The following is a 25,768-nucleotide window of genomic DNA, read 5'->3' as shown; positions in this document are numbered from 1 at the left end:
GAAATATTTCACTCATTGATAACTTGTCCAGATAATATAAACATCATCACGTGGTCCATTACCATATGCACATCCTCAACGATCTGCATATTATTGATATTTACATGGATACATTTCTGCACCATCTTTTTGATCCTGCCTCCATCATAACCAACGATTCCAACGGTCGCCGCACCCGACTCGTTGGCATATTTCACTGCCCTTACTACATTTTCGGAATTGCCGCTTCCTGATATCGCGATCAGCACATCCCCTTTTGAAATTCTGTTTTTGAGAGGTTCCGTGAAAATTTCATCATAGCTGATATCATTTGCGATCGCCATCATCGTCGGCACATTATCGCTCAGACATTCAAAGTTATATTTTATTTCATGCGCCATACTGATTCCTTTATTAAAATCACATGCGAAGTGAGACGCCGTTGCCGCGCTCCCTCCGTTTCCGCAAACAAAGATTTTCTTTCCGGATAATCTGGCATTTTCCAGTAATTCCATTACCTTACTTATCTCACGTTCATCCAATGCCGATAAAACTTCCCGCTCTTTGTCAAGATATCTGCGGACTTCTGCTTCATACCCCATCCCCAAGTCCCTTTTCTTTCATTATTTTCACTGAAAAATCTATGGTCCGCCGTATACCGGTCTCAAGGCTGACCTTTGGTTTCCATCCATATCTCTCAAATGCATGGCGATTCGATAGCTGTGTATATTTTTTTACTTCATGATCCAATACTTTATCTAAAATCCGATATCCTCCCCTATAAAGATCTGGATATCGGTGCCAGAAGTGTTCTGATCCGAAAAATTCCGGTTCTGTTCCTGAACATCCCATCAGCCTTGCAACGACCTCAAATAATTCATTGATAGAGACTGTTTCCCCTGTAGATACATTGACTACATCGTAGCCATCCCCTTCCCGAACCAGTTTAAGAAGTTCTACCAGATCGTCCACATATACAAAATCCCGCCTTTGGCTGCCATTCGAATGCAGCTGAACAAGCTTCCCCTGATACAGTTCACGAATCATATAGCCGACGACCGGGGGCTGGGTTCTAAGGCAGTCCAGGTGCGGACCATATACATTCGCAAACCGCATGCAGGCCACATTCATGCCATAGCAATCTACATACGCTTTGCAGAATTGTTCTGCGGCATATTTCGTACTTGGATAGATCAGGGTTGGAGGAGCTGTATTATCTTCTGTTAAAGGAAACTCTGTATTATTTTCATAGACAGCCGACGTACTGGCAAAAATAACCTTTTTGATGCCATATTTTCTTGAAGCTTCCAATATGTTGACTGTTCCCTGCACGTTGACTTCCGTCGCCAGAGAGGGATTTGTCTGACAGTCCGGAAGCGGAGTGATTGCCGCGATATGATATACATAATCAAAATTTTCTGTTTGAAATAAAAAATCCAATAATTCTGTATTCCTGATATCGCCGTGAATCACCTCCGCCCTGAAATCGTGATCCTCAAAAATCAGGTTGTCATCGGCTCCATAAGAAAAGTTATCCAATAATACCACTTCATCGCCGCTCTTCCATAAATAATACGCCAATTGAGAACCTATAAATCCAGCAGCCCCTGTTATAAATATCTTACTCATCGTCTTCCTCTCAATCTGAAAAAATAATATTGCTTCCCTGCGGATCGATACAAAAATCCACTTCTCTGAAATCTTTTAAAGCTTCTCTGACCATTTCCTGACGGTCTGCCGGAACATAAAACAAAAGGAAACCGCCTCCCCCGGCACCCAGTACCTTTCCGCCAAGCGCTCCTGCTTTTTTTGCCTTCCGATACATATCATCGATCATTCCATTGCTTACACCTGAAGCAAATTTTCTTTTGATCTCCCAGGTGTGATCCAATCTTTCTCCTAACATATCCAGTCTGTCGCCGCGAAAAGCTTCTTGATAGATCCTGTCAGTAATTTCAACCAGTTCATCCAGCAAGGCCGATTTTTCTTCCATCGTTTCTGTCTGTTCCGCAAGGATCTTTCTGGAGTCCCTGGTCAGCCCTGTATAAAACAACAAAAGATTTTCTTCAAGTTTTTTCAGAACATCCCGATCACAGACGATCGGATTCACTGAGACTCTTTCATTTGGATAAAATCTGTACTGATGAAGCCCTCCGAAAGCAACTGCATATTGGTCCTGTATCCCGATCCGCTGCCCCAGCCTGCCAATTTCTATCTCACATGCTTCCTTTGCCAGCGCTTCCGGGGTCACGTACTCCCCTTTAAATGCATGGAGCGCATTCAGTACCCCCACGGAAAGAGCCGAAGAGGAAGCCAGTCCGATCCCTGCCCCGCTTAAAGGAAGATCTGCCATATAGATGACTTCGATTCCTTTTTCAATACCTGTCATCTTCAATGCTTCTCTGATAATATTGTGTTTAACCTCATCCACACTGGATACGAGTTCGTTTCCGTTATATACGATCCGGATCATGTCATCAAATTTTTGATTCACCGTAATATACACATGCATATCCAGCGCCGCACTGATCACTGTACCGTACCCCATCTTAGAATTTTTCCAATATTCACGAAAATCGGTTCCGCCTCCGAACAAGGATGCCCTAAGGGGCGTTTTTGAGATAACCATCAGACCACTCCTCCCAATATATCTCTCACAGCATCCAATACTGTATAATCTTCATCTACAAGCAGATTCCTGCATCCGGCTTTTTCTCCTGCCTCGATATCTCTCTCATCATCACCTATCAGATATGTATTTCTTAAATTGAGCGAAAACTCTTTCTGTGCCTGATATAACATTCCTGGTCTGGGCTTTCTGCATCCGCATCCCTCGTCCCAATTATGAGGGCAATAGTAAATCTTATCTATATGCGCTCCAGCATTCTGCAGATCCAGATTCATCTTATCATGAATATCCTGCAGCGCCTCTTCTGTGAGATTTCCTCTGGCTATCCCCGGCTGGTTCGAAATCAATATGGTCAGGTATCCGCCCTCATTTAGTAATCTTACAGCCTCCACCGCCCCATCCAGCCATATAAACTCTTCTGGTCTTTCTACATAACATGCCTTAGGAGGCCTTACATTCAGTGTCCCGTCACGGTCAAGAAATACGGCCTTCTTTTGCCTAAAAAACTCCTCAGTAAGCTTAATACGCTCATAGGAACCAATAGAATAGTATCTATGATCTGTTACAGACACGAACATTTTCTGCTTCTCGATCACCTTGGGATATACGATCCCTTCAAAGTTCCCATTTGTATCATCAGTCAAATCCAGAATCCTTTTATCTATGACTGCATATCCAATATCCACCCCGGCCAGGTTCTCCGCCTCACGCCTTTTGTCGTAGATCAGGACTTGTCCGTTCTGACCGATCTGAAGATTATCTTTTGTATAACCGTCTTTATTTGAATATGCTGTAATCTGTATCCAGGCATCATTTTCAAAAAAATCATGAACAAGCCTGTGGTAATCAATCGGACAATAATTATCGCAGTACATCATCAAAAAATAATCTTCAAGGATATCCCTTGCAGCAAGAATCCGTTTTTGTGTTTCACACTCTGGGTCTGTCACCACATAACTAAATTTCATACCAAATCTGCTTCCATCACCAAAGTGATCCATGATCATTTCCGGAAGATAACCTAACAGTAAGACAACATGGCAGATCCCGAAATTTTTGATCTGCTCTATCAGGTGTTCTATATATGGCTTGCCTGCGACCGGATACATCGGTTTTGGATTACTGTCTGTAAAAGGAGCAAGCCTTTTCCCATATCCTCCTGCAAAAATAACAGCCTGATTTATCTGGTTCATCGTAGTTCCTCTCCTCACATTTCCTCTAAATTGCTTTTTCCCTGCTATAACCGCCATAAAACGCTACGTTCTATATCTAACCACTTTAGCCGGAACTCCTGCCGCCACCGCATATGCCGGTATATCTTTGTTCACAACTGCATTTGCTCCGATCACAGCTCCGTCTCCGATCGTCACGCCGCATAAAATTTTTGCGCCAGAGCCGATCCATACATCACGTCCGATCCGGATCGGTTTTATCTCTGCCTTCTGTTCTTTGATCAGTTCATTTTTTCGGCAGGAATGATTATGGTCAATAATCTGGACATATCCGCCGATGATCGTATGATCCCCTATCTGCAGCTCATCCTTGATCGTAATCATGCAGTTTCTTCCTATAACCACTCCATTTCCAATGATCAGCTTAGGTGCCGGTTTCGTTAATTGAAAATAGGCATATTCCCGAATCACGCAGTTCTCTCCTATTGCTACAAATGCATTGTCTGTCAGTGCAAATTCCACATGCTTCCTTACGGAAATACCCCCCCCCGCATAATTGCAGTATCTTAACTGATAGTACAGGTTCCTTATTTTCTGCACGACTCCCCCTTTATTCCGATAAGAAGCTTTATCTTCCTGTTTCTTCCAATCCCTCATTCTCTCTCCTCCGCTATTTCCCAAGACATGAATCCTCCATGACTCTGCTGTAGATCATTTTAATTTTATTTTTTTCGTAAAATGAAACAAAAAAAGCAGAACTCGCTGTCATGAGCCAGCATCCTATCGTTTTCGATGATCGGATATCCTATTTTCAGGAAAAGATCTATCCACTCTTTTTTGATCTCCATCAGACTATTTTTCTCAATCTGAGCCGTCATCTTTTTTAACATAGGAAAAATCGGACGCAGACCTATATCCCATATCCGGAGCAGTGTTTTTGATAAATGCGGAATACAATCCTGAATCTCGAGCCCTGCATTTTCAATGATATTTTTCCACTCGGCATATGATTTTACGACTTTGATATTCTCAGTTATCCTGCCCCGGTCTATCAATCGTAAAAATTCAAATTGTTTCAGCCCAGCTTTTTCATAGAGCGAATAATAAAATGAAGTTTCTAAAAAAGTAATATCTGGAAGCATTACACAGCAGGTTCCATCATGCCTCAAAATCCTGTAAATTTCCTTAAATACCTTCTCTGGATCGTCCAGCCAGTAAATAATATTAGAAAATACAGACTGAAAGCTCTCGTCTTCAAAAGGCAGTATTTCGTTTGCGTCTGCATTGATGAATCGGCGGTACAATCCTAACTTTTCAGCCTTTCTCAACAGATTCCCCTTAAAATCCATTCCTGCGTCGATCACATGATCTGCTTTCTTTTCCACAGCCTCTCTTTTTTCCATCTGCGTATCATAAGAATCATATACGTCTGTGTTGCTCCAGTATTCGTCCAGGCACTTTACATCCCAAAAGACATCAAAATCATCCCTGTATACTCCCCCCCCCGCGTATAAAAGAAAATGTACCGTCGCCGCACCCCAGGTCAAGCGACGGTGCGGCAAATTCAAAACCTTTCATGGATTCCACATCAAGTGTTCTCCATAATGCCGTTTCCGGCCTCAGCCAATAAGCATTTAAAAAGTTCTTTAATACATCCTTCATTTTATTCTCTTCCTCTTAATATTCTTCTCGATTTTTCTATGCCGCAGTTGAACAGCAGATCTATACTGCTAAGATAGGGAATAAAACCACCGTACTGCTGGGGATAGACCGGATGCTCAAACGCCTGCCAGATCACCTCGATCCCAGCCTGCTCATATAACTCTGGCACATAATAATCTCTTGCCCCTATCCCGGACAGATAACGGTGGCATCCAAGTTCCTTCACAATATTTATGATCAACTCATTACTCCTTCCTTCTGCCTTTAGTCCGCTTGCCATAATGGTTTCTATTTGGATATCGAAAAGCCCCATCAGCATCCTGATCGATCTCATATTGAAATCCACCATACGTTCACATTGAAAAGCATATAGGTCTTCTATATACGGCAGGATCTCATCATAATATTCTGACTTTTTATAATTTTCCCGGATCCGATTCAGATGATCTGTTCTCCACTCAGAATCCTTCCTCATCATCACTTCATTTATTGCCGTCCCGAATGGAGGTTTTTTTATACCGATCGACAGCCACTTTTCACCACTCAGCGTTTTTATCTTATCTCTGGCTGTCCATGACCTACAGCCCCGAACATACTGCACATTGTCAAACACTACGTACACGTCCGCTTTTAAAAGCCTGTCAAAGAACCCCAGATACGGCATAAAATCCGGCTGATGGATTACCACGATCTTATCTTTCATAACGATTCCTGTACCTTTCTATGACATGATATATGTTCTCCACCCCATTTAGCGGAAATGCATGCAAAGCCGCTGCACTCATTCTTTCTATATTGATATGATCTATATCCATGGTTTCTATAGAAATGTCCTGGCAGTATCCTGCAAATCTTGCACCGCCAAATCGCGCGATATATTCCGCAGTCTCTATTTCATGCATTTCATTTGCAATCACAATACAAGGCAGCCCTGATGCATTCGCCTCAAAACAGGTGACTCCGCCGCCGGTGACCGCCAGGTCATACTCATAAAATTTTTCGATCAGTGAAGGAACTGTATCAAAGACTGTAAAACCGTCATCTAACTCCTGATCCAGCAGAGCTTTATGCTGAAAAGCAGGCCCCGTAACAATATCTGCTTTCAGCCCTTTTTCTTTCAATATTTTTACTACCTTCACTGTCACGCCGTATGTATCACTCCCGCCCATAGTGATCAGGATTTTATTCAGTATAGTCCGCTGCCTCCTATATTTTGCGATCTCTGGATTTAGAACCATATATTCTTTTCCCGCATAGATATGTTTTCCACGTAAATTATGGAACTGCATTGCGCAGAAATGCAGATCTGCATGATCAGCCCCTTCGCCGCAGTCGTCTATCGCAGCTAAGACCACCCCTTCGTTCTTTACATGCCATGCCAGTTCTGCTCTTGTTTCAAACTTATCCAAAAGCCAGACGTCTGCCTGATACTTATGTATGATATTTTTTTCCCAATTACTTATGATATCCGTATAATCTACAGTTTCATACGGCACAGCGCCGTTCTTCAATAACTGAACAGCTATTTTGTCATGATTGATGACGACGACTGCTGTTTCTCCTATTTTCCCGAAATAATGCAGAATATTCAGAGCCCTGTAAAAATGCCCCATTCCCCTTTTATGTGAACATTCTATACAAATTACTGTCATCTTAAATAATTCCTTCTTTCGGTTTACTTTAAAAGTTGTAAATATCCGTCTTATATTTCTCCATATTATTTTTCATAAATTCGATCGTATTTTTTAGTCCATCCTCAAGAGAATATTGTATCGTCCAGTCAGTCAGCCGCCTTATTTTTTCGTTGCAGCCCAGAAGCCTGCCCACTTCGCTCTTTTGAGGCCGGATACGCTCCTCATCGCAGACGATCCGTGCTTTCGGATTTATCTGGCGGATCAGTTCCTTTGCAAGATGCCCTATTGAAACCTCTTTTTGTGCGGCAATATTGATTTCCTCTCCTATCGTCTGATCAGATTCATAGATTGATATAAAGCCGCCCACCGTATCCTTTACATAATTAAAATCCCTTGTCGGCGTCAATGATCCAAGCTTTATTTCTGTCTTTCCTGCAAGCAGCTGCGTAATGATCGCAGGAATGACCGCCCTCGCCGACTGCCTGGGGCCGTATGTATTAAATGGCCTTACAATGGTCACCGGCAGCTGGAAGGAACGGTAAAAGCTTTCCGCAAGCCTGTCTGCGCCTATCTTCGTTGCAGAATACGGCGACTGTCCCTGAAACGGGTGTTTCTCATCAATCGGAACATACTGCGCCGTCCCGTATACCTCTGAGGTAGATGTGATAAGCACACGTTTTGTTTCCATTTTTCTTGCTGACTGCAGGATATTTAATGTACCCTTTATATTGGTGTCCACATATGTATCCGGCGAATGGTAGCTGAATGGGATTCCTATCAAGGCCGCTAAATGGAATACTGCATCCATATCCTTAACTGCTTCTTCCACGCCATTTGGATCGCGGATATCCCCCTGAAAGACTTCCACATGATCCATAATGTCTCTGGGCAGCATATCAAGCCAGCCCCAGTTATTAAAGGAGTTATAATATACAAACGCCTTGACCTGGTATCCCTTTTTTACCAATTCCTCTGTTAAATGGCTTCCAATAAACCCATCAGAACCTGTTACTAATATTTTCATGATCGCGTCAATCCCTTAATCTTTCGAATATGATCTTTCCAGCATCCAGATCATGTCTTCTGTTTTTCCAATTTTTCTCTATACTTTGACCATTCATAGGGTGTCTTTCTATTAAAAACTGACATCCTGCCAGCAGAGCACGGTGTCCTCTTCGATATCTCTCGCCGCTCTCCTTCCGATCAGCGCTTCTTTGTATTTCGGCTGTATCCCAAATCCCGGCCTTTTGATATCTATATCATTTTCTGTTATAACATCACCTTTTTTGACAGCATTTGTACATATAATGCTTTTTCTGTTATTCTTACGGTTCTTCACCTCATCGCCTATCGGCCTCTTGATCCCATCGCCCCGCATCTGCTCATAAAGCCTGATCTTATCTACTAAGCTCCTCATTTCATCTTTCGTTGCAGACAATCGATGATCCGGCCCGTCTGCATCTTTATCGTATGTGAAGTGCTTTTCTATTACCTTTGCTCCGATCACCGCCGCAAAAACACATGAATCGATGCCAAGCGTATGGTCGGAATAGCCCACTGTAAATTGGGGAAATTCCTTCTGCAGTGTCCGGATGGCTTCCAGATTGACATACTGAGAGCCTGTAGGGTACAGGCTTACGGTATGCATAATGATTATATTACTATTTCCCTCTTCCAGAATGGCATTAACAGCTTCTCTTACTTCGTCCAATGTACACATTCCTGTAGAGAGCATAACCGGCTTCTGCAGTCTTGCGACAGCTTTCAAAAACGGGATATTCACTGCATCGTCTGCCCCGATTTTGTATAGATCCGCATGAAGCTCTTCCAGAAGTTCAATATCTGTAAAATGAGATGGCGTTGAAAAAATATCCAGTCCTTTTTCTTTTGCATACCGAAATACTTTTTGATGCAGCTCACTATCAATCTCATATTTTTTAAACAGTTCGGCCTGCGAAACCATCCCTGTATTCTCCATATCGAATATTGCCTGCCTGCTTGAGATCGTATCTGCACGGTATGTTTGTAATTTTACAGCGTCTGCTCCACTGTCTTTTGCCAGATCGATCAGGCGCACCGCTGTATCATAATCCGTAAAATTTCCGCCTATTTCTGCCACTATGTACGTCTTATCCATGTTATGAAACATAAAAAACCTCCCTAAATCAACCATCTTACATTTTGAAATGCTTCCGCATACTTCACGCCTATCTTCAGGCCATTATTTACAGCCTCATTTTTGAAATATAAAAGCCACGAATCGCCCGTCCTCTTCATCTCTGAGCCATATGCCTGAATTGCCCTCTCTTTTATTTCCCACGTATCTGTTATGTCTACATAAAAATTCTCATGAAAGACTTTGTCTGAAATATACCAATTGCTTCTGTACATCAAAAGATTTTTGACATGCCTTGCCGCATGCAAGGTACACAGCGCAAGATTCCTATGGTCATGATGTACATCATGAGTCCAATGTGTATATATGATGTCTATATGATTTTCTTCTATGATCTTTAACAGCATAACATGTACATCTTCACCATATTCCAAATAAAAGGTAGGGACATTTCCTTGCAAAAGCTGATACCCGATAATATCACTGGCATGCCGGGCCTCTTTTAATGCCTCATGGCTTTTCCTCAAAAGGGTCCCATTTAAGCTGCTGAACTCTGAAGTTGCCGCCACAAAGCCTATCACCCTGTCGCCATTTTTCACATGCCTTGCCAGCGCTCCTCCGCATCCCAGTTCTATATCGTCAAAATGTGCTCCGATCGCCAATACATTCACAAATAAACTCTCCTATACTAAATATGTTATTTTCTGCCGCTTTCATACTTATCACTTAATTCAATGGCCTGCAGAGTAGTCACATGATCCGTATGTGCATGTTTCAGAATATAACAGGCCTTCTCATAGTCCTGAAATGTATCAACCGTTAACCTGACATCTGTCCTGCTTTTTTCAGGCGCAGCTGACAATGTGCCATGTTTATACTGTGTTAAATGATCCAATATATACTCGTCTGGATGTTCAAAGTGCTTTGGAAGCGACGCGTTTTCGAGACTTTCTTTTAATGCGGAATATGAGATCACTTCCATTCCAACTCCTACAGGGAGCGTCGAAAAATTTTCCGAAAAATCCAGCTTTTCTTTGAAATGAAACGCAATCAACCTGTCAAGTTCTTCAATATCAGGGAAAGGATTATCTCCTGTCATCCTGATGATCGTGTCAAAGCCATACCTTACCGCGCAGTCGTAATATCGTTTCAGCACATTCTGTTCTTCCCCGCGAAAACAGCATACACCTTGTTTTCTGCAAAATATTTCTACCACGTCATCCTGTTTCTGATCACTAGAAGCGATCACGATACTCACCGGACCAGCAGCCCTTTCCAGTCTGTCCAGAATATGCTGCAATAAAGTCTTCCCGTTAAAATCCATTAATATTTTTCCCGGCAGTCTGTGGGACCCCATTCTTGCCTGAATAATAATCCCTGTCATTTTTATCTTCCTATCGTCTGATCTCTATTGATATAGTTTTTTATAATGATCTCCCTGTCATTTACACAGGCCCGTTCGCTGTCTTCCGTCGCACGGGGCAGATAACATTTTCTGCACACTTCCATTTCATTAAATTGCCCATTTCTATGCAGCTCTCTGGCTTTATTTAGTCTTTCGCCATGCCAGATATCATAGATACTATCCGCAGCTGCATCCCCCAGAATATAACGGCCTTCTTCATCGTTTGAACAGAGCAGAGCCTGTCCGTCAGAACCGATCACCAGACGCTGATACATCTGCGGGCATATAAAATCTTCTTCATATACGATATCTTCATCCTGATCCAGATAATCTATAAGAGGATTAAATGCCACCAAATCTGCATATGGGGCAAATATATTATAGTATTCTGACGGGTTGTCACGGATCGCAGGCCAGATTCCCTGTACTTTAATGACTGGTTTATTCCAATTGTTTTTCTTCTTGATCTCACAGATATCCTTTATTTTTTTCAAAGTTTCTTCAAATTTTAGCGGCCTTCGGATATTCTCATATTGTTTTCCGATCCCGTCTATAGAAATTGTAATCCAATCTGCTCCGGCTTTTGCCACCTGAATAAAATATTCTTTATTTAATTTTGAACTATTCGTCAGAAATGATACTTCCTGGATTCCCATGTCTTTGCAATATCTGATGCATTTTATAAATTCAGGATGAAGCGTCGGTTCCCCCCTCAGGCTCAAACGGACAGCGGTCACTTTTCCTGCTATTTCATCCACAACTTTCTTAAAAAGCTCCATATCCATTAGCTGAATGCTGACGTTTTTCTTAAATTCATCTGTGATCGTATAGCACATGGGACATTTCAGATTACAGGCTGAAGAAAGTTCTATATCTACTAAGATCGGATAGTCTGCCACATACTGCTGTTTCGGATATTCTTCCCAATGATTCCGATACCTTTTATATTCCTCTTCCCACCCTGCTGCTCTCTTAGATTCAAATAGATCCAGCCTTTCCTTCGTATCCATATCATAGTTTCCTTTATTAATTGGAACGTTTCTGATCATCTTACATCCTCCACACACCGAAGCAGTCCTGTCTCTATCGTAATTTCCGGCTTCCAGCCCCAGGCATCCCTGATCAACTTTATATCCGCGGTCACATCATTTACCTCATTTTTTCTGCAGCTTTTTTCCGAAATGACCGTCTTGCTTGTACCTGCTGCCTTTTGCACCTTCTCTATGATCTCATGCACCGAGTAGGACTTTCCCGAACCTATATTAAACAGATGATATCCCTGTGTTTTTTGTATAGATAATGCGATCGCCCTGCACACGTCGTCAATATATACGTAATCTCTTTTAGGTTTTAAATCCTTTACAATGATCATAGTTTCTTCTCCCAGAACCTGACTTATGACAGAAGGGATCAAAAAGCGTTTATTTTGTCCTGAACCATATACATTAAAGAGCCTTAATACCGTAATATTTAGATCAAAATGCTTACCAAAAAATTCGCATATCTCCTCCCCAATATACTTTGACTTGGCATACGGATTGTCTGGTCTGGCTTCTGCTGATTCAGGTATCGGGTTCTCTTTGGGCTGCCCGTAAATATAAGCGCTGACGTAGGTCATACCTATCTTCTCATCCCTGCAGAAACTGACTGCATTTAAAGTTCCTATCCCATTCGTTCTGAAAAACTCTTCCGGCTTTTCCCAACTTTCAGGGACAAATGTCTTTCCGGCAAGATGAAGAACATGTTTGATATTCTGTCCTTTCCATGCATCCCAATCTTCTTTTTGCATTACATTGAGCTCTCTCGATGAAGGCATGACAGCCTCATGGCCGCATTGACTTATATATTTTGCTATGTGGTTTCCAATAAAGCCGCTTCCGCCGGTTATCAGTATTTTCTGCATTTTTATATTCTCCTTCATTGCAGACGGTCTGCATGTCTATATCTCCTGAAAATGATCGATCATCTTGCGCATCTCACCCGGCTCTCCCATATCCTGCCAGCATTTTTCCATGATAGGATAGGCTCCGACTTTTCTTTTTTTCTCCAGCAGCCTGTTCATCAGATCTGTCATATGAAATATTTGATTCGATGGTATATCATCTATTACTGACGGCTCCATAACATAAATCCCGGTATTCATATTATAATTAAAAGATGGCTTCTCCGATAGATTCCTGATCTCCCCGCCCTTTTCCAATTCAATCACTCCATATGGTATCTGAATATGTTTTAATGAAGTTACAACCGTAATCTCATTTTGATTCATCTGGTGATGACGCAGCAGATCAGCATAATCAATGTCCAGCAGAACGTCACAATTACTGACAAAGAACGTATCTTTTATTTTCCCCTGTACCAGCCTGATCCCTCCGCATGTTCCCCAAAAATCTTTTTCTTCTACATATTGCACCTGATACGTCTTTTGCGTTTCATCTAAATACGCTTTGATCAAATTTTTTTTATAATTTAAAATAAGCCAAAACTGTCTGCATCCATTTTTTTGGAAGGAATCGATCACTCGTTCCAAAATAGTGACAGAACCAATCGGCATCAGTGGTTTCGGCAGAATATTTGTATATGGATACAGCCTTGTTCCTCTCCCTCCCGCCATGATGATGACCGGCACATCGACCTGTTCATACCGTCTCTGTCCAGAGGTTACCAGGTCTCTTAAAAATACAACGTCTAATGGTATATTATTTTCATCTACAACAGGAATTGCTTCTAAACGAAGATCCAGCATCATTCGTTTTGCTTGATCCAGTTCTCCCTTCTTCACTACTTGCGGACGATCATGCATCAATTTATTAACGTTTTCTTCAAAAGATCCTTTCCGCAATACCCACCGTCTTACATCACCGTCAGTTATAATGCCTGTCAATTTCTGATTTTTTGTGACCAATAAGATTTTTTTCCCAGATCTATCTAATTTTTTGATACCTTCTGATATTGAGACGCCCTCTTCGACACAAATCTTTTCCAGATCATCCATTCTGTTGCTCCTCGTCCTCTTCCTGTCCGGCATTCCTTATTGCAAAACTCTTTTTATGTCCTTTTGCACAGCTCCTTATAGATGGTTTTGCCAAATTCCATATTTGTTTCCATATGATCCGGCTCGTACTCTTTTACATCCGCAATCAGATTTTCCAAAGACCACCATTTACATTCCCCTATGATCTCTCCATTGCGGACCCGCTTTTTTATTCTTTCTGTTTCTATCCGTCCTACCTGTTCCGGATCTTCCAGCCGCATTGATATCCAGCTGATCTTCTGATTCTCGATATCTAAGACTACTGCGCCCTGTCCAGATGATAAAAACAAGCATATCCTCCTATCATCAGAATCAAAACCGTAAAAACCCATTTCTTCTTGAAATCCAAATGACAGGTATTGTCTCAGATGATAGCTTTTGAACAATCCATCTTTTGTCCTGATCTGCAGATCGTCTCCTTTTGTGGGGACAGCAACCGTTATTCTTCCTGTGTCAATAATATGGTTATACGGTTTTATCTCAAATGCTTCCTGAGTCCCGGCATAAGCCTTGATCCCTTGATCCGGAGCCCAGAAAAAGATGCTGCCAGATGTCATTGTCAGAAGCCAGAAACCGTCTGCCGCATTACTAATTCCGAATAAATGCTCTGCTGTATGATAGATCTGTCCCTCTCCTAAGGTGATATTCCATCGGATGACCAGATCGGAATCAAACACTACGGCATAGATGTCCTCTCCTTTAAACGCCCATCTTGCCCCCAGCTTCCTGTCAATATCCGGCATATGTTTCCTGCACCAATCCGAAAACCTATGGTCCTCCTCCAAGATCTGCCTGTCCATATTCAAGCGGAGCAGCGGCGTATCTGTATCGATCGGGACATGATACAGATAGCAGCCGCACTGCATCGTTTCATAGAGAAAGCGCTGTTTTCTGTCCTCCTGCCTATCCATAAAAATATTGTTTTGTTCTCCCGTCTTTATATTATATGCATGGATAAACCGGCTTCTCTGGGGCAGGAAAAAAAGCCATTCCCGATATAAAACACAATTTTTATGAAGATGATATTCATCAATCTCCTCTCCTTTAAAAAAATCAATAAATCCACATTGCTCTGACTGCAGATCCATGCAAAACAGACCGTTAAAACCTCCGTCAGAAAAATACATTTTCTCGCCAATTATTTTTCCGCAGGTGGTATGGTTTAAAATAAAATCCTGCATATAAAATCCCTCAATAGTATATGTATGGCTATCAAAATAAACTGTCAAATTTTACTCTTTCAAATACTTCAAGAGCGCCTCCTCTTGTGGCATTATAAATCCTGAAACTATGCGCTTTTGAATAGCGCTCCGCCGCTTCATATTGTTTGATCGTTTTTTCTGTTTGTATAGATGCCCATTGCAAGCCCGCATTTTTCATTTTTTTTATCTGAACTTCACTATAATAGTCTTCAATAAAATGACTGGTCTTCCAGTTATCTCCTTCTGGATAATGATTGTCTACACCCAGAAGGTAGATCTCTTTTGCCCCCATATATGCGGCCAGTTGGATTCCAAAATCATATACGATCGTTGCTCCGCTGAAAAACCCCTTTGTAAGATCATCTGAAAAGCGTGAACGATTTGGATAAAACAGTTCACGGATTTGGTGAAAATAACATATATTTGGAACGCGCTCACATCCCGTTGATGGAATATGATGATCATTATCCGCCAGAAATATTTTTTCTTTTAGCCGGACAATATCTTCATAGCAGATTCCCATCAAGTCCCCTATCCCGATATAATCCGCGCGCCATCTCGTCCTGTCATATACTCTGTAAATCGTATTAACGCCTATACAGATCTCCCCATTTTCATGCAGCCTTTCTAAATCCTCGATCCGGAGGCTTGGCCCATTGCCGATCACAAAAATCCGTTTCCCCTTGTGTATATCCTTATATACAGCAAGTTCTTTATGCTGATAAGCCGGTTCAAAGGTTTCCAGTTCAGCCAGATCAACAATACGAAAATTAAGATTTAACACGGACAATCTCTCTCTGACAGGATCATCACAGTGCTTCACATTCAGAATAAGGCAATCTAAATTATTAATGCATTGCTCTAAGTCCGCTGTCTTGATCCCCAGTGTATTTACTCCATCCATACAGCCGTCTGATATCACCACAAGCTCTGCGAAAGGGCTCTGTTCCATTACCTCTGCAAGCAGATAAGGCAAAAACTTATTTGTCCCATATATCCCGATATACCGGCACTCTTCGATATAGTATCTGGACAGGCTCTGCAGATAAGACAGCGTTACGACTTGATGGTACAGCCAGTAGGATGGCAAGACTCCATTTATCTCGTCGATATCATTTTTGTGAAATACGAAATATCGTTTTATTTCATCTCCGCGGACCTGTTTTTCCATTTGTTTACAGAATTTTTCTGACGCAATGACGACAATAATGTCATTTTCTCTGTCATATAATTCCTTCATCTCCCGATAGGTTATAATTTCTTTTCCCTCACAGTTTGATCCTGCTTTTTTGTTATCTGCAAATTTATAAACCCTGAAACAGCCTAAGAAAAAAAGAGCTTTCTTTCCTAATTCACCCGCACCGTAGATTACATATCTCATAGTCAGCTCCCAAAAAATCTCATGTATTGATAATGGTCAGTATTGGTCCTCTCATTTACCATAACTTTCTTATTTCCCTCTCTGCCAACGTTTTATAATCTCATTATAAAATGGTGTCTGCCGCGCTGCCTTCCAATATTCCTCCGCCATATCACAATCCGGTACATCCCATGGTTTTGTTCCTGCAAAATGGATGATTCCGGGATGTTTCCTGGCTTCTAAATATTCATCAACGATTTGCACAGGCGCCAAAAGCAGCAGCGTTTCCAGCCAGCTTCTTTGATGATCGATAATGGTGTTCCATGACATATCTATATGCTTTGTTTTTTCATGAAAAAGAGCGTTCAGTACATCCTGGTCTCCAAACATAACTTCAGATGCACAGGATACATCCAATATTTTCTCAATCGTAAACGCTTCTCTGATCTTCTTTAAATTAAATATCATAACCCCGGACTGAAAATAATCTTCCAATCGAGACAGTTTAATAAATTCAAACATATATTTTTTTCGTCTCTCATGATCACTGACGCAGCTTGCAATTCCATCAATATCTCTTGCGGCCGCCACATAGTATTCACTGATCTCATATTCTGTCAGAAGTTCTGAAATACTCTTTTTTACGATCACATCACAATCCAGATAAATTGTTTTATCATAATGATTTAATATACTCATCATAACAACACGATAAAAACTTTCTGCTGAATATCCTGGCCTGAAATTATATTTCTTATCGTTAATCGCAGAATCAACTTCTATAAAACGTATGGAAATATTCTTACTGCTGCTTTTTAAACTTTTAATTTTCGATTGTATATCCGCCTCAATTTCCTTATGTAAAATAAGAATGTCATAATTATACTCATCAGATGCCGTATCGATCAGCGACTTCAGCGTAACAGACAGATACGGAGCGTAATACGCACTAGAAGCAAGTACCACAGGAATATTCTTTTCTTTATAGGCCGGCAATAAATCTACCATCTTTTTTTCCTCTCATTTCTTTTGTAATGTTATTATCTTTAAAAGCCTATTTTATCGTCCTACCATTATCTATTTGATATTCTCTCTCAACCACAGAAATGATTTTATGATCGGGCACCCCTATACTCTCTAATCCGTCTTTTATCTCTCTCTGTATAGTCTTACTTGCATTTGCAATGATTACATATTCATAATCCATATCAACTATTTTTTCGATAGCCTGTATATCATATCCTCGCCGTTTTAAAAGCTTTGCGTTTTTATCTACAATTCCTACCACTTTACAAAATCCAGATACATTCATTTGAGCCAAAAATTGCCTTCCAACATCCCCATATCCATATATCACTATTCTTGATCCTTTCGGAATCTTTTCAAACGGGAATAGATGAACAAGCAACCTACTATTTATCACATTTTTTCTCTCCTGCGTTCTTTTACTTGAATCGAAAATTAATTTTTCATAAAAAAAAGTTTTTTCGGCATTTAATAAAAAACTCTTTGTATATCCATCTTCCCTCTTTCCAAATTCCGTATAATCCACCTGTTCTTTGTTAAAGTCTGATAAAATTTCGTTCAGTATATTTCCATTTTCTGTCTCATTTGTTTCCATTAAAGTATCTCTTATTTTTTTTAATGTAACTGTCTCTACATATTTGGGAATATTATATAAATATATGGTTTCAAAATTTTGCATATCGGTAATACATTTACAGGTTTCTGATATTGAATCGAACATGGGCATTTGACAAAATATTGTACCTGGCCGAACAAAATACGCTTCTACATATTTTTTCAGCATGAATGGTATAAAAAAAGCAATATCACTATCAAACGAAAGCATTGAAAAAATAATATAAGGAAGTTCTTTTCGATTATTTATTGAAAAGATTGACAGTTTAACTTTGTCATTCTTTCTTGCAATATTTTCTATACGCTCATAATCCAAGCCATCAAATCCTTTTGTAAAAAAAATAACTTCAATATCATCTTTTGCAGCAGTAACCAGCGACTCCAAAGAAACCGCATTTATCGGCAGCGAATTTGTCGAAGATGCAAAAACAAATACCTTCCCATCCAAAATAGGCTTTTCCATAACGAATCCATTCATTGTCTGTTTTAACATATTAACTCCTTCATTATTTCACCATAAAAAAAAGATTTTCTCGCTATATTCCAGTATAATTCCGCAAAATCTCCATCGGGTATTTTCCATGGCTTTGTTCCAGCGTAATGTATAATGTATGGCTCTTTTCTGGACATCATATATTGCATTACAATTTCATTCGGAGCAAGCAGATACTGGTTTTCAAATTTTACTCTATCCACATTTACGATTACATTCCATTTCATATCTAAAAGCAAAATGTCCCCAACATATAACTTATTTAGAACATCCTGGTCGCCGAACATGACCTCCCGTTTACATGACTCTTTGATAATTTGCTCAACGCTATATTTATTCCTAATATTTTGGATAAAAAAAACCATCACGCCAGATTGAATGTAATCTCGTATATGATTCAGCTTCAAATATTTATACATGTATTCTTTCCGGCTCTCATAATTGATATATGTGGCTGAAATTCCATTAATATCACGTACAGCTGCAATACACTTTCCCTCAGGATTTTTTATTTCAAATAACTTTGCAATATTTTCAAGGACAACTAAATCGCAATCAAGATAAATTACTTTTTCATACATTTGTAACACATCTGATACTATTGCTCTATAAAAGCTTTCAGCCCCATAACCTTCCCGTACACTGAAATCATAGTTCTCCAGTTTCTCACCCATCTCAAAAAAACGAATTGATATATTTGGTCCATCCGCTAGGTCTATTATTTTTTCCTGCCGTTCTTTTTTGATCAAATGATGAAAAACAATAATATCGTAGTTGTGTATATCATCCCTCGTTATTAGAATCGATTTTATCGTTATTGCTAAATGTGGAATATACGCATCACTAGCTGCAAACATGATAGGAATATTTTTTTCAGAAAATGCCGGTACTACTTTCAACATCATACCTCCTCTATCGCCTCAAATATCCTCTTGCAATTTTGGTCGTCATGATATAAAAATGTATTTACACAACGATCGTAATATTGATGGTCTCTATCGAATCTGCCGTCAATAAAGCTTTCAATACACCTTACTACATCGTCTTCTCTCTCCACTACCGGGCCGAATCCGTCCCGCTCATGATCAAAATAGCTTCCTCCGTATTCACAGTCAAATTCTTCTTTATCGAACTGATAATAGATCACAGGCCTCCTCATATATGCAAAGTCAAATGCCACGCTGGAATAATCGGTGATCAGCAACGCACACTCTTTTAGGAGCTGGTCAAGTTCCTCCCTTTCCATATCCGCAACCGTTACATTTTTGCTTTCTGCATGGAAACACGATATAAGAGGCTGTACTTCATAATGCGGATAGAATATCAGCTGCCATCCGCTCTCTTCTAATTTCCTGACCAGTGTTTGATTTGAAATAAGCGTCTGATAGTTCTTATAATATCTGCTCTTCATAAAGTGATATTTTAATTTCTGCTTATTCTCTCTCAACTGGACCATAACATCCCTGCGGTATCTTGGGATCACAAGAATCTTCTTCTCACATTCCGCATCCATCAGAGCATCAAACCGTGCCAGGCCGGTACATGCCAGCCGTTCAGAAGGATAATGCAGGGTTTCCATAATATAATCCTTCTCGGCTAATGTCGAACATATAAACAGATCTACAGGTCTCTTACTGATGTCATAAATGTGAGCCACATTTTTATCTATAACGCCATGCTGCAGATGGATCGTCTTCTGTCTCACTGACCATCCCGGAAAGCGGCGGCGCAATTCCAATATGTTCTCATATTCCCATGGCTCTGAATCGCCCACATGCGAAGTCACGATCTTATCAGCCAAAAAATATAAGATCTTATGCATGAAGCTTCTATATTGAACAATCGGTCCGACTTCTTTTGCTGTCTTGTATGCTTTGTACTGTTCTTTATCTGCCACATACACACTTCTTATTTCCGGATGCTTTTCTCTCACATATTTAAAAAGCGCAAATGCATTATCCCCCACATCATTTCCATGTTTCGATATAAGCCACAATTCCTTTTTCATAAACAAACCATTCTCACCTGTCAGCCGACTAATCCATATATGATCTCTTCTATCGAGATCACCTCTGCTGTCACCACTTTTTCTATTTGAGATTTAATTTCTTCAAAATAGAAGATCGGTGTTACAATGACTGCATCCACATCTTCGTTTTTCCCAGTGAGCGGACGTATATCATACCCTTTATACGAACCGCTTCCCTTTTGATCTATGCAATATCTGATCTTAATGCTGCGGCTTCCCTGGAGTTCATCGCAAAATCTCTGCCCTACGTAGCTTACTCCATATACGGCAATTTCTTTATAGCCTGCTTTCAGCAGGTATTCCTCTACCGATCTGTCCCGCTGCTTTGCTTTCAACCACTCATTCATGAGCAAAAAGAGCATCAGATGTTTATCCGACAGATTTTTTGCCTTTCTCAGTTCTCTATTCATTTACCTCTGTTAAATGATCCTTTCTATCAGAATATTTTTTTGATGAATCCCTAAATCCACCAACTGTCTGTGCATCTGCTCCCCATATCTCGCACTCGCGATCACATAAAAGGCATCCTGAAAACTCTCTGATCCTTCTTTTACTGAAAAGACTTCTATGCCCAGAACTCGCTTTCCCCACATCCTTTTATCATTATCAATGATTCCTTTTATGGAATTTAAGAGTCCCATCTGCCTGACCATCAGCAAAAAATTAATCCCATCCAGGCCGCATCCAAACAGGATACATGCTTTTTCCTCTTTCAATATTTTTAATATCGTGCTTTTATTTTCATAGTACTGCTCTAAAAATTTTTGATCTGGATCGACTAATCTGCTTATTTCTTTTTTCTGATACTCACTCAGTTTCGCTGCTGTCCCAGGATCACTCATTTTTTCTGCGAACTCATCCGAAACTCTTTTTAAATATTTACAGCGTAATGAATCTTCTGTCCTGTAAAATCCCCATACATAGTGGATCCATTTCTGCCAAAGGAATTGGTGTTCATATGTTTCAGCGATCCCATGTTTCTTTAGTTGATCTTCCAGATATGTAAATTCATCAAAAAGACCTAACATTTTATCCGGGCTGTGAACAGAGGAAAGCGGATTGTCTAAACGATAATGATAACCATAGCCTCTGATAAAGCGGATTTTTTCTGCCAGGGCAAATGCCAGAAACCAAAAGCCGATATCCTGAAAAGCAGCTCCCGCTGAGTTGTTATGGCAAATATGATTTTCAAGCAAAAACTGCCTCCGGTATATGCCAGACCAGTTGGCCGGCCCGTAGTCAAACAGATCTGTCCTGACCGCTGCCGATAGATCTGTTCCATACCATTGTGCGTCAGCAGCGCACTTCGGCATATACGATCTATTCCGGCCATCTCCGATGAATAACATATAGTCGCTTTTGATGATATCTGCATTTGTATAAAAAGCCTCTTCATACAGTTTTTCATACATATCCAAAGCGATGTGATCATCTGGTTCCGCGATTGCTACATATTCTCCCGCAGCCGTATGAATCCCGCGGTTGATCTGTTTTCCGTAGCTTCCTCTTACATCCGTGATAATTTGAATCCTGTCATCTGCTAACGCATATTTTTCAAGGATTTCCAAAGTGCCGTCTGTTGACCCGCCGTCCACACACAGAATTTCAAGATTCTTATATGTCTGATTTTTAATACTCTCCAGGCATTCCCTGATATAGCCCGCAGTATTTAAAACAGGAACAATTACAGATATCAAAGCTTGATCTTTATTATTAACATATACCTTTTTCATTTATCACATTTCCACATTCTGTATCATAATGGGCAGCCCGATTTTTTGACAAAGCTGTATAACGCTGCTTCTATCTCCATAATAGGCGTCGCTTAGAAGGATCGCTCTGTCAATGTTTGGCGTATCATCATAAATCCCCCACCCGTCAGCAAGATACCTGTTCACCAACTGCTGATAATCAGCCCATAATCCCGGTCTCATAGATTTGATCGTTGCCTCGATCAATGGATGGGGCCTCCAGAAAAAAGCCACATCTTCTCGATTTTTATAGAAGATATCAAAAACACTTTTCATTTTTTCCAACATTGCTTCCCCATAATGCAGCAGCGCACTGACACTCGTATTATAAAGAATAATTTTCTTCCTGCTCCCATCCGGTTTTTGAATGATCTTCCTCCACTCCTCCGGGATTTTCAATTCTTCTTTCTTTGTGCCAAGTATTTTGTCTATCTTCGGCGAACCCAGTCCCAATATCTTATCTTCCCAATATTTCCTGCTGTCTGTCCCTGCTGCCTCTGTCAGTACATTGACATATATCTTACGCATATCTTCTGACTGTACAACAACTTTATCCGCATTCATAACCCCCGGAACCGTACAGAAATGTTCCATTCCTTTTACCTCTCTCTGATTCTCCGGGTCAATCTCGCTTAAAATGAAATACGGTACATATACTAAACAATCTGTAAATCGTTTTAAATTTTTAGAATAGAAAAACGGCGGTACGCTTGTCACATAATTGCAGTCGTCATATGGGCTATGTATAAAAATCATATCCGGTTTTCGATTCTCAAAATCATAGTTTTCATATTTTGTCACCGGTACATAATCCGGGTACAAGTCCGCCTCATAGTGAAGAACATCAAAACTCCCATCCGATTTTCTATCATAATAAGGAATCGGTATCACAAAGGCATCACAATCCGGGTCATCATCTGCTGCCTGCCACACACTTTCAAGGCTGTCCCACATCGATGCCTTATATGGTAAAAATACCACTTCCCGCCGAACCTTAATATTATGACGGATCTCATGGTTGATTTTAAAAAATGACTGTCGCAGCAGTTTATAGATTTTGGTCACATTGATGCCTGCTCCCTCTGAAAGTTTTTCATGAATCTGATAAACCAGTTCACAGTAATCCTCTATGAGCTGAATCGCCGCCGCATCTTCACCTTCTGTTTTTTCTATCAGATTTCCTACCGAAATCGCTCCTTCCTGGCAGTCCCCCAACAGTCTTAATGCGTTTTCAATTTTTTTCTGCTCTATGGCATTTTTAATTTCATCCTGTGCCTGTTCAAGCAGTTCCATAAAATCTTCAAGCTGCTTTTTTTGAGCCGTTCTCATTTTTTTCGCTTCCCTGTCTTTTTTAATTCAAGCATTTTTTAAATAAGGCATATTGGTCATCACAAAGGCAGTATTAAAAAGCCTCGGATGATGCGGATATTTCCGCTTCGCTCCCCGGTACATCACGGTCTGCCGTGTTCCCGCGGTCTTGGCATACCCAATACGCAGCTTCTCTGTTTTTAAGAAGTCTGCCTTCTAATGCCGTACTATTTTTATTTATCATAATCGCCCTTTCCAGTCCAAATCAGTCTTGGTAAAACCCGGTTCTTCACCGAAATTTATCTGGAATGCCGTTGCTATGATCCTGTTATCTTACAATTTTTCCCGCTTTGCCGCGTTTCAGCACATTTTGTGCTGTATTTGTCTTTTCCTCTGCATGATACCCGCATGCCTCACAGAAAAAGTTTCCATCTTTCTTATATCCTGAAGCTCCGCAGCAGCTGCATTCACTGCTGATATTCTTCCCCAGAACTTCTACAAGTTCTATTGACTGTTCCTTACATTTCTGCGTAAGTCGGTTCCTAATATATCCTCTTTGCCACATAGATACGGAGTAGTTGATCTTCTTGTTTACGCCTCCCATCTTGGGCTTCGGCAGTTTAACAATATAAACTGTTTTTGGCTGTTCAGTCTTTAAAAAACGGTTTAACTCATGATTGATATAACTATGCATCTGCTCTTCATACCGTTTTTTCTTAGCGTGATATTTTTTCCTCCCCGGATTTTCAGCGCGATTGTGGTTGTATTCCTTTGTCTGTTTGCGCATCCATTCTGCATATGTCATTTGATATTTTCCCAGCTCTCTGCCATAAGAGTGCCCTGTATCTGTTGTCAGCATTATGAACATCCCCACTGCTAAACCCACCTGATTTTTATAATCCTCATGGAAACGGACCGCCACATAGACCGGAACTTTTATCTCAATCCGGTTTTCCTCGGGGTACAGCTTAATATAAAGTTGATTTTTATACTTATTATTGTCTGTCAATGGTACAAAGACACGTTTTCTCTTTTCTTTTGTAGAAATATAGATACCATGGTCTCCATAACGATATGCTCTTTCTGCAATCGCAAAGCCTGCTGTTTTGTCTGTGTGCTGCTTTACGTAATATTTCCGTGCCTGTCTGCACAGGTAACGATGCAATTTCTCTGTATCTACCTGTACTGCGATCCTATCATAATTTTCCTGCATATTGCATGGCAGTCTGATGGGTTTCTGATTCAGTACGGCTTCGAACGCATTACTTATTTTCAGTACAAAACGAATATAATGTTTTTCTTCTTCTGATAAATGATCATTCAGTTTTACTAATTTCAGGATTTTCGCTTTTGTCCGCGTCCACTGGCTTTTAATATCTCCCAAAGCGTCAAAGACAGCAAGGTAAAAATATACAGCCGGCAGATTAAGATCGATCCGCAACCCGCTTTTTGTCATTTCATTCTGAACAGTATATCCGGGATAAAGTTTTGACAGGCTCTGTTTTCCTCCGTAACGTGCATATACATAATTCTTTACCTTCCGATAGTCCTCCGAGATTTCCTGCAGCTTCTTCATATCCTGCTCTGGAATCCGCCCGCTGCTATACTGTCGGACCGTCTTACATATTGTCTCCGGCGGCATATCATATTCCCTTTCTTGCATAAAGTCTATATTTATAAATATAAAAGGTTAGAAATAAATGTTAGGTTTCACTTCTATTTTTATGCCCCTCGCTGCAGCTAACAAGGTATTGAACTAAAGGAGGAAGAAACACAAATTTTCGCAGATTGCCTTAATCTGCGAAAAGTGGCTTTTCATTTGAAGAATATGCTCATTGCGGAGATCACTGACCCATTTATTGACCATAAATAATAGAAAATATATTTTTATGCCCGCGTTCGGACTTTTGATTTCCCTTTAGGAAAGAATAACGGCAGGCTGCAATTTCATCGTGCGCCTCAACATAAGAAACGGACCCTTTTTTTGACCCATAATAAAATAAACTCATAAAGTTGGGATAGCTTTCATTCGGAAATTTATAAATCGATAGTTGGGATTATAAGGTAATTTTGAATATTTAATTGACAAATATAGATATGACGAGTATAATTTTCCGTGTAAAGTTGGATGATAGCTTTTTGCTATTAGAATTGATATTATTGTGTTCAAAAGTGTGTTCGCAGATTAAGGCAATCTACGAAAAACGGCATCTTCTCAAAGAATATGCCGTTTTTATAATGCTTTCTTTTTAAATTCCCCTCCTTTTCCGTATGGACATAGTCCGTCTGAATCGTTATTCATTTTTATACAATGTATAATAATCGGATTCCAGATTATCCATCATCCGGGAAT

26 protein-coding genes are annotated in these 25,768 nt (G+C 40.3%); all 26 read right to left on the bottom strand.

What is annotated here, in order from left to right:
* Positions 1-8: 8 nt before the first annotated feature.
* The 26 genes from EBB54_RS27130 to EBB54_RS27005 all read right to left on the bottom strand — a co-directional run bounded on the left by EBB54_RS27130 (position 9) and on the right by EBB54_RS27005 (position 25,057).
* Positions 9-581 (bottom strand): SIS domain-containing protein, encoded by a 573-nt coding sequence (locus tag EBB54_RS27130; protein ID WP_125129761.1) that lies wholly within the window; start codon positions 579-581, stop codon positions 9-11.
* Positions 571-1,608 (bottom strand): NAD-dependent epimerase/dehydratase family protein, encoded by a 1,038-nt coding sequence (locus EBB54_RS27125; protein WP_125129760.1) that lies wholly within the window; start codon positions 1,606-1,608, stop codon positions 571-573. The genes EBB54_RS27130 and EBB54_RS27125 overlap by 11 nt, the downstream gene beginning before the upstream one ends.
* Positions 1,609-1,618: 10 nt before the next feature.
* Positions 1,619-2,608, bottom strand: a complete 990-nt coding sequence (locus tag EBB54_RS27120; protein WP_125129759.1) for a GHMP family kinase ATP-binding protein — start codon at positions 2,606-2,608, stop codon at positions 1,619-1,621.
* Positions 2,608-3,801, bottom strand: a complete 1,194-nt coding sequence (locus EBB54_RS27115; RefSeq protein ID WP_125129758.1) for an HAD-IIIA family hydrolase — start codon at positions 3,799-3,801, stop codon at positions 2,608-2,610. Before EBB54_RS27115 ends, EBB54_RS27120 begins: the two co-directional genes overlap by 1 nt.
* A gap of 63 nt (positions 3,802-3,864) precedes the next feature.
* Positions 3,865-4,437 carry an acyltransferase gene (locus EBB54_RS31705; RefSeq protein WP_125129757.1) on the bottom strand — a complete coding sequence of 191 codons (573 nt, stop codon included), beginning with the start codon at positions 4,435-4,437 and terminating at the stop codon, positions 3,865-3,867.
* 65 nt (positions 4,438-4,502) lie between these two features.
* Positions 4,503-5,165 carry a class I SAM-dependent methyltransferase gene (locus EBB54_RS27105; RefSeq protein WP_162307219.1) on the bottom strand — a complete coding sequence of 221 codons (663 nt, stop codon included), beginning with the start codon at positions 5,163-5,165 and terminating at the stop codon, positions 4,503-4,505.
* Between the two features lie 97 nt (positions 5,166-5,262).
* Positions 5,263-5,442, bottom strand: a complete 180-nt coding sequence (locus EBB54_RS27100) for a hypothetical protein (RefSeq protein ID WP_125129755.1) — start codon at positions 5,440-5,442, stop codon at positions 5,263-5,265.
* A gap of 1 nt (position 5,443) precedes the next feature.
* On the bottom strand, positions 5,444-6,145 hold the full coding sequence (locus EBB54_RS27095; RefSeq protein WP_125129754.1) for a WbqC family protein: 702 nt from the start codon (positions 6,143-6,145) through the stop codon (positions 5,444-5,446).
* Positions 6,135-7,055, bottom strand: a complete 921-nt coding sequence (locus EBB54_RS27090; RefSeq protein WP_162307218.1) for a hypothetical protein — start codon at positions 7,053-7,055, stop codon at positions 6,135-6,137. The genes EBB54_RS27095 and EBB54_RS27090 overlap by 11 nt, the downstream gene beginning before the upstream one ends.
* A gap of 67 nt (positions 7,056-7,122) precedes the next feature.
* Positions 7,123-8,103, bottom strand: coding sequence for an NAD-dependent 4,6-dehydratase LegB (locus tag EBB54_RS27085; protein WP_125129752.1), 981 nt, complete (start codon positions 8,101-8,103; stop codon positions 7,123-7,125).
* A 108-nt stretch (positions 8,104-8,211) separates the two neighbouring features.
* Positions 8,212-9,225: an N-acetylneuraminate synthase family protein gene (locus EBB54_RS27080; RefSeq protein WP_125129751.1), complete on the bottom strand. Its 1,014-nt coding sequence runs from the start codon at positions 9,223-9,225 to the stop codon at positions 8,212-8,214.
* An 11-nt stretch (positions 9,226-9,236) separates the two neighbouring features.
* The gene (locus EBB54_RS27075; RefSeq protein WP_125129750.1) at positions 9,237-9,863 is read right to left on the bottom strand and encodes a PIG-L deacetylase family protein; all 627 of its coding nucleotides are present in this window, start codon (positions 9,861-9,863) and stop codon (positions 9,237-9,239) included.
* 26 nt (positions 9,864-9,889) lie between these two features.
* Entirely contained in the window at positions 9,890-10,576 is a 687-nt protein-coding gene (locus EBB54_RS27070) for a cytidylyltransferase domain-containing protein (RefSeq protein ID WP_125129749.1), read from the bottom strand.
* A gap of 2 nt (positions 10,577-10,578) precedes the next feature.
* Positions 10,579-11,646, bottom strand: a complete 1,068-nt coding sequence (locus EBB54_RS27065; RefSeq protein WP_125129748.1) for a radical SAM/SPASM domain-containing protein — start codon at positions 11,644-11,646, stop codon at positions 10,579-10,581.
* The gene (locus EBB54_RS27060) at positions 11,643-12,518 is read right to left on the bottom strand and encodes an NAD-dependent epimerase/dehydratase family protein (RefSeq protein WP_125129747.1); all 876 of its coding nucleotides are present in this window, start codon (positions 12,516-12,518) and stop codon (positions 11,643-11,645) included. The genes EBB54_RS27065 and EBB54_RS27060 overlap by 4 nt, the downstream gene beginning before the upstream one ends.
* Before the next feature lie 18 nt (positions 12,519-12,536).
* Positions 12,537-13,592, bottom strand: a complete 1,056-nt coding sequence (locus tag EBB54_RS27055) for a nucleotidyltransferase family protein (protein ID WP_243127833.1) — start codon at positions 13,590-13,592, stop codon at positions 12,537-12,539.
* A 53-nt stretch (positions 13,593-13,645) separates the two neighbouring features.
* Complete coding sequence (locus EBB54_RS27050) at positions 13,646-14,812, bottom strand: hypothetical protein (protein WP_125129746.1); 1,167 nt, start codon at positions 14,810-14,812, stop codon at positions 13,646-13,648.
* 31 nt (positions 14,813-14,843) lie between these two features.
* The gene (locus EBB54_RS27045) at positions 14,844-15,737 is read right to left on the bottom strand and encodes a 6-hydroxymethylpterin diphosphokinase MptE-like protein (RefSeq protein ID WP_162307217.1); all 894 of its coding nucleotides are present in this window, start codon (positions 15,735-15,737) and stop codon (positions 14,844-14,846) included.
* A 546-nt stretch (positions 15,738-16,283) separates the two neighbouring features.
* On the bottom strand, positions 16,284-17,201 hold the full coding sequence (locus EBB54_RS27040; RefSeq protein ID WP_125129744.1) for a glycosyltransferase family 8 protein: 918 nt from the start codon (positions 17,199-17,201) through the stop codon (positions 16,284-16,286).
* A gap of 46 nt (positions 17,202-17,247) precedes the next feature.
* The gene (locus EBB54_RS27035) at positions 17,248-18,327 is read right to left on the bottom strand and encodes a nucleoside-diphosphate sugar epimerase/dehydratase (protein WP_125129743.1); all 1,080 of its coding nucleotides are present in this window, start codon (positions 18,325-18,327) and stop codon (positions 17,248-17,250) included.
* Entirely contained in the window at positions 18,321-19,232 is a 912-nt protein-coding gene (locus tag EBB54_RS27030; RefSeq protein WP_125129742.1) for a glycosyltransferase family 8 protein, read from the bottom strand. Before EBB54_RS27030 ends, EBB54_RS27035 begins: the two co-directional genes overlap by 7 nt.
* Positions 19,229-20,335 (bottom strand): CDP-glycerol glycerophosphotransferase family protein, encoded by a 1,107-nt coding sequence (locus EBB54_RS27025; protein ID WP_125129741.1) that lies wholly within the window; start codon positions 20,333-20,335, stop codon positions 19,229-19,231. The genes EBB54_RS27030 and EBB54_RS27025 overlap by 4 nt, the downstream gene beginning before the upstream one ends.
* A 20-nt stretch (positions 20,336-20,355) precedes the next feature.
* Entirely contained in the window at positions 20,356-20,766 is a 411-nt protein-coding gene (locus tag EBB54_RS27020) for a hypothetical protein (protein WP_125129740.1), read from the bottom strand.
* A gap of 9 nt (positions 20,767-20,775) precedes the next feature.
* On the bottom strand, positions 20,776-22,053 hold the full coding sequence (locus EBB54_RS27015; RefSeq protein WP_162307216.1) for a glycosyltransferase family 2 protein: 1,278 nt from the start codon (positions 22,051-22,053) through the stop codon (positions 20,776-20,778).
* Between the two features lie 39 nt (positions 22,054-22,092).
* Positions 22,093-23,436 carry a hypothetical protein gene (locus tag EBB54_RS27010; protein ID WP_125129738.1) on the bottom strand — a complete coding sequence of 448 codons (1,344 nt, stop codon included), beginning with the start codon at positions 23,434-23,436 and terminating at the stop codon, positions 22,093-22,095.
* Between the two features lie 307 nt (positions 23,437-23,743).
* Positions 23,744-25,057 carry a zinc ribbon domain-containing protein gene (locus EBB54_RS27005; RefSeq protein WP_125129737.1) on the bottom strand — a complete coding sequence of 438 codons (1,314 nt, stop codon included), beginning with the start codon at positions 25,055-25,057 and terminating at the stop codon, positions 23,744-23,746.
* Positions 25,058-25,768 lie beyond the last annotated feature (711 nt).

Source organism: Schaedlerella arabinosiphila, from assembly GCF_003885045.1.
GTDB classification, from domain to species: Bacteria; Bacillota; Clostridia; order Lachnospirales; family Lachnospiraceae; genus Schaedlerella; species Schaedlerella arabinosiphila.
Note: the sequence above shows the minus strand (reverse complement) of the source record. Positions and strands in the feature narration are given on the sequence as shown.

Bases quoted from the DNA above. Each gene is read 5' to 3' on its own strand.
- EBB54_RS27120 (WP_125129759.1), bottom strand. From the start codon at position 2,608: ATGGTTATCTCAAAAACGCCCCTTAGGGCATCCTTGTTCGGAGGCGGA.
- EBB54_RS27060 (WP_125129747.1), bottom strand. From the start codon at position 12,518: ATGAAGGAGAATATAAAAATGCAGAAAATACTGATAACCGGCGGAAGC.
- EBB54_RS27020 (WP_125129740.1), bottom strand. From the start codon at position 20,766: ATGAATAGAGAACTGAGAAAGGCAAAAAATCTGTCGGATAAACATCTG.
- EBB54_RS27035 (WP_125129743.1), bottom strand. From the start codon at position 18,327: ATGTTAAAACAGACAATGAATGGATTCGTTATGGAAAAGCCTATTTTG.
- EBB54_RS27065 (WP_125129748.1), bottom strand. From the start codon at position 11,646: ATGATCAGAAACGTTCCAATTAATAAAGGAAACTATGATATGGATACG.
- EBB54_RS27050 (WP_125129746.1), bottom strand. From the start codon at position 14,812: ATGCAGGATTTTATTTTAAACCATACCACCTGCGGAAAAATAATTGGC.
- EBB54_RS27095 (WP_125129754.1), bottom strand. From the start codon at position 6,145: ATGAAAGATAAGATCGTGGTAATCCATCAGCCGGATTTTATGCCGTAT.
- EBB54_RS27040 (WP_125129744.1), bottom strand. From the start codon at position 17,201: ATGGTAGATTTATTGCCGGCCTATAAAGAAAAGAATATTCCTGTGGTA.
- EBB54_RS27055 (WP_243127833.1), bottom strand. From the start codon at position 13,592: ATGGATGATCTGGAAAAGATTTGTGTCGAAGAGGGCGTCTCAATATCA.
- EBB54_RS27070 (WP_125129749.1), bottom strand. From the start codon at position 10,576: ATGACAGGGATTATTATTCAGGCAAGAATGGGGTCCCACAGACTGCCG.
- EBB54_RS27025 (WP_125129741.1), bottom strand. From the start codon at position 20,335: ATGAAAAAGGAATTGTGGCTTATATCGAAACATGGAAATGATGTGGGG.
- EBB54_RS27115 (WP_125129758.1), bottom strand. From the start codon at position 3,801: ATGAACCAGATAAATCAGGCTGTTATTTTTGCAGGAGGATATGGGAAA.
- EBB54_RS27100 (WP_125129755.1), bottom strand. From the start codon at position 5,442: ATGAAGGATGTATTAAAGAACTTTTTAAATGCTTATTGGCTGAGGCCG.
- EBB54_RS27030 (WP_125129742.1), bottom strand. From the start codon at position 19,232: ATGATGTTGAAAGTAGTACCGGCATTTTCTGAAAAAAATATTCCTATC.
- EBB54_RS27090 (WP_162307218.1), bottom strand. From the start codon at position 7,055: ATGGGGCATTTTTACAGGGCTCTGAATATTCTGCATTATTTCGGGAAA.
- EBB54_RS27130 (WP_125129761.1), bottom strand. From the start codon at position 581: ATGGGGTATGAAGCAGAAGTCCGCAGATATCTTGACAAAGAGCGGGAA.
- EBB54_RS27010 (WP_125129738.1), bottom strand. From the start codon at position 23,436: ATGAGAACGGCTCAAAAAAAGCAGCTTGAAGATTTTATGGAACTGCTT.
- EBB54_RS27045 (WP_162307217.1), bottom strand. From the start codon at position 15,737: ATGGATGGAGTAAATACACTGGGGATCAAGACAGCGGACTTAGAGCAA.
- EBB54_RS31705 (WP_125129757.1), bottom strand. From the start codon at position 4,437: ATGAGGGATTGGAAGAAACAGGAAGATAAAGCTTCTTATCGGAATAAA.
- EBB54_RS27080 (WP_125129751.1), bottom strand. From the start codon at position 9,225: ATGTTTCATAACATGGATAAGACGTACATAGTGGCAGAAATAGGCGGA.
- EBB54_RS27125 (WP_125129760.1), bottom strand. From the start codon at position 1,608: ATGAGTAAGATATTTATAACAGGGGCTGCTGGATTTATAGGTTCTCAA.
- EBB54_RS27005 (WP_125129737.1), bottom strand. From the start codon at position 25,057: ATGCCGCCGGAGACAATATGTAAGACGGTCCGACAGTATAGCAGCGGG.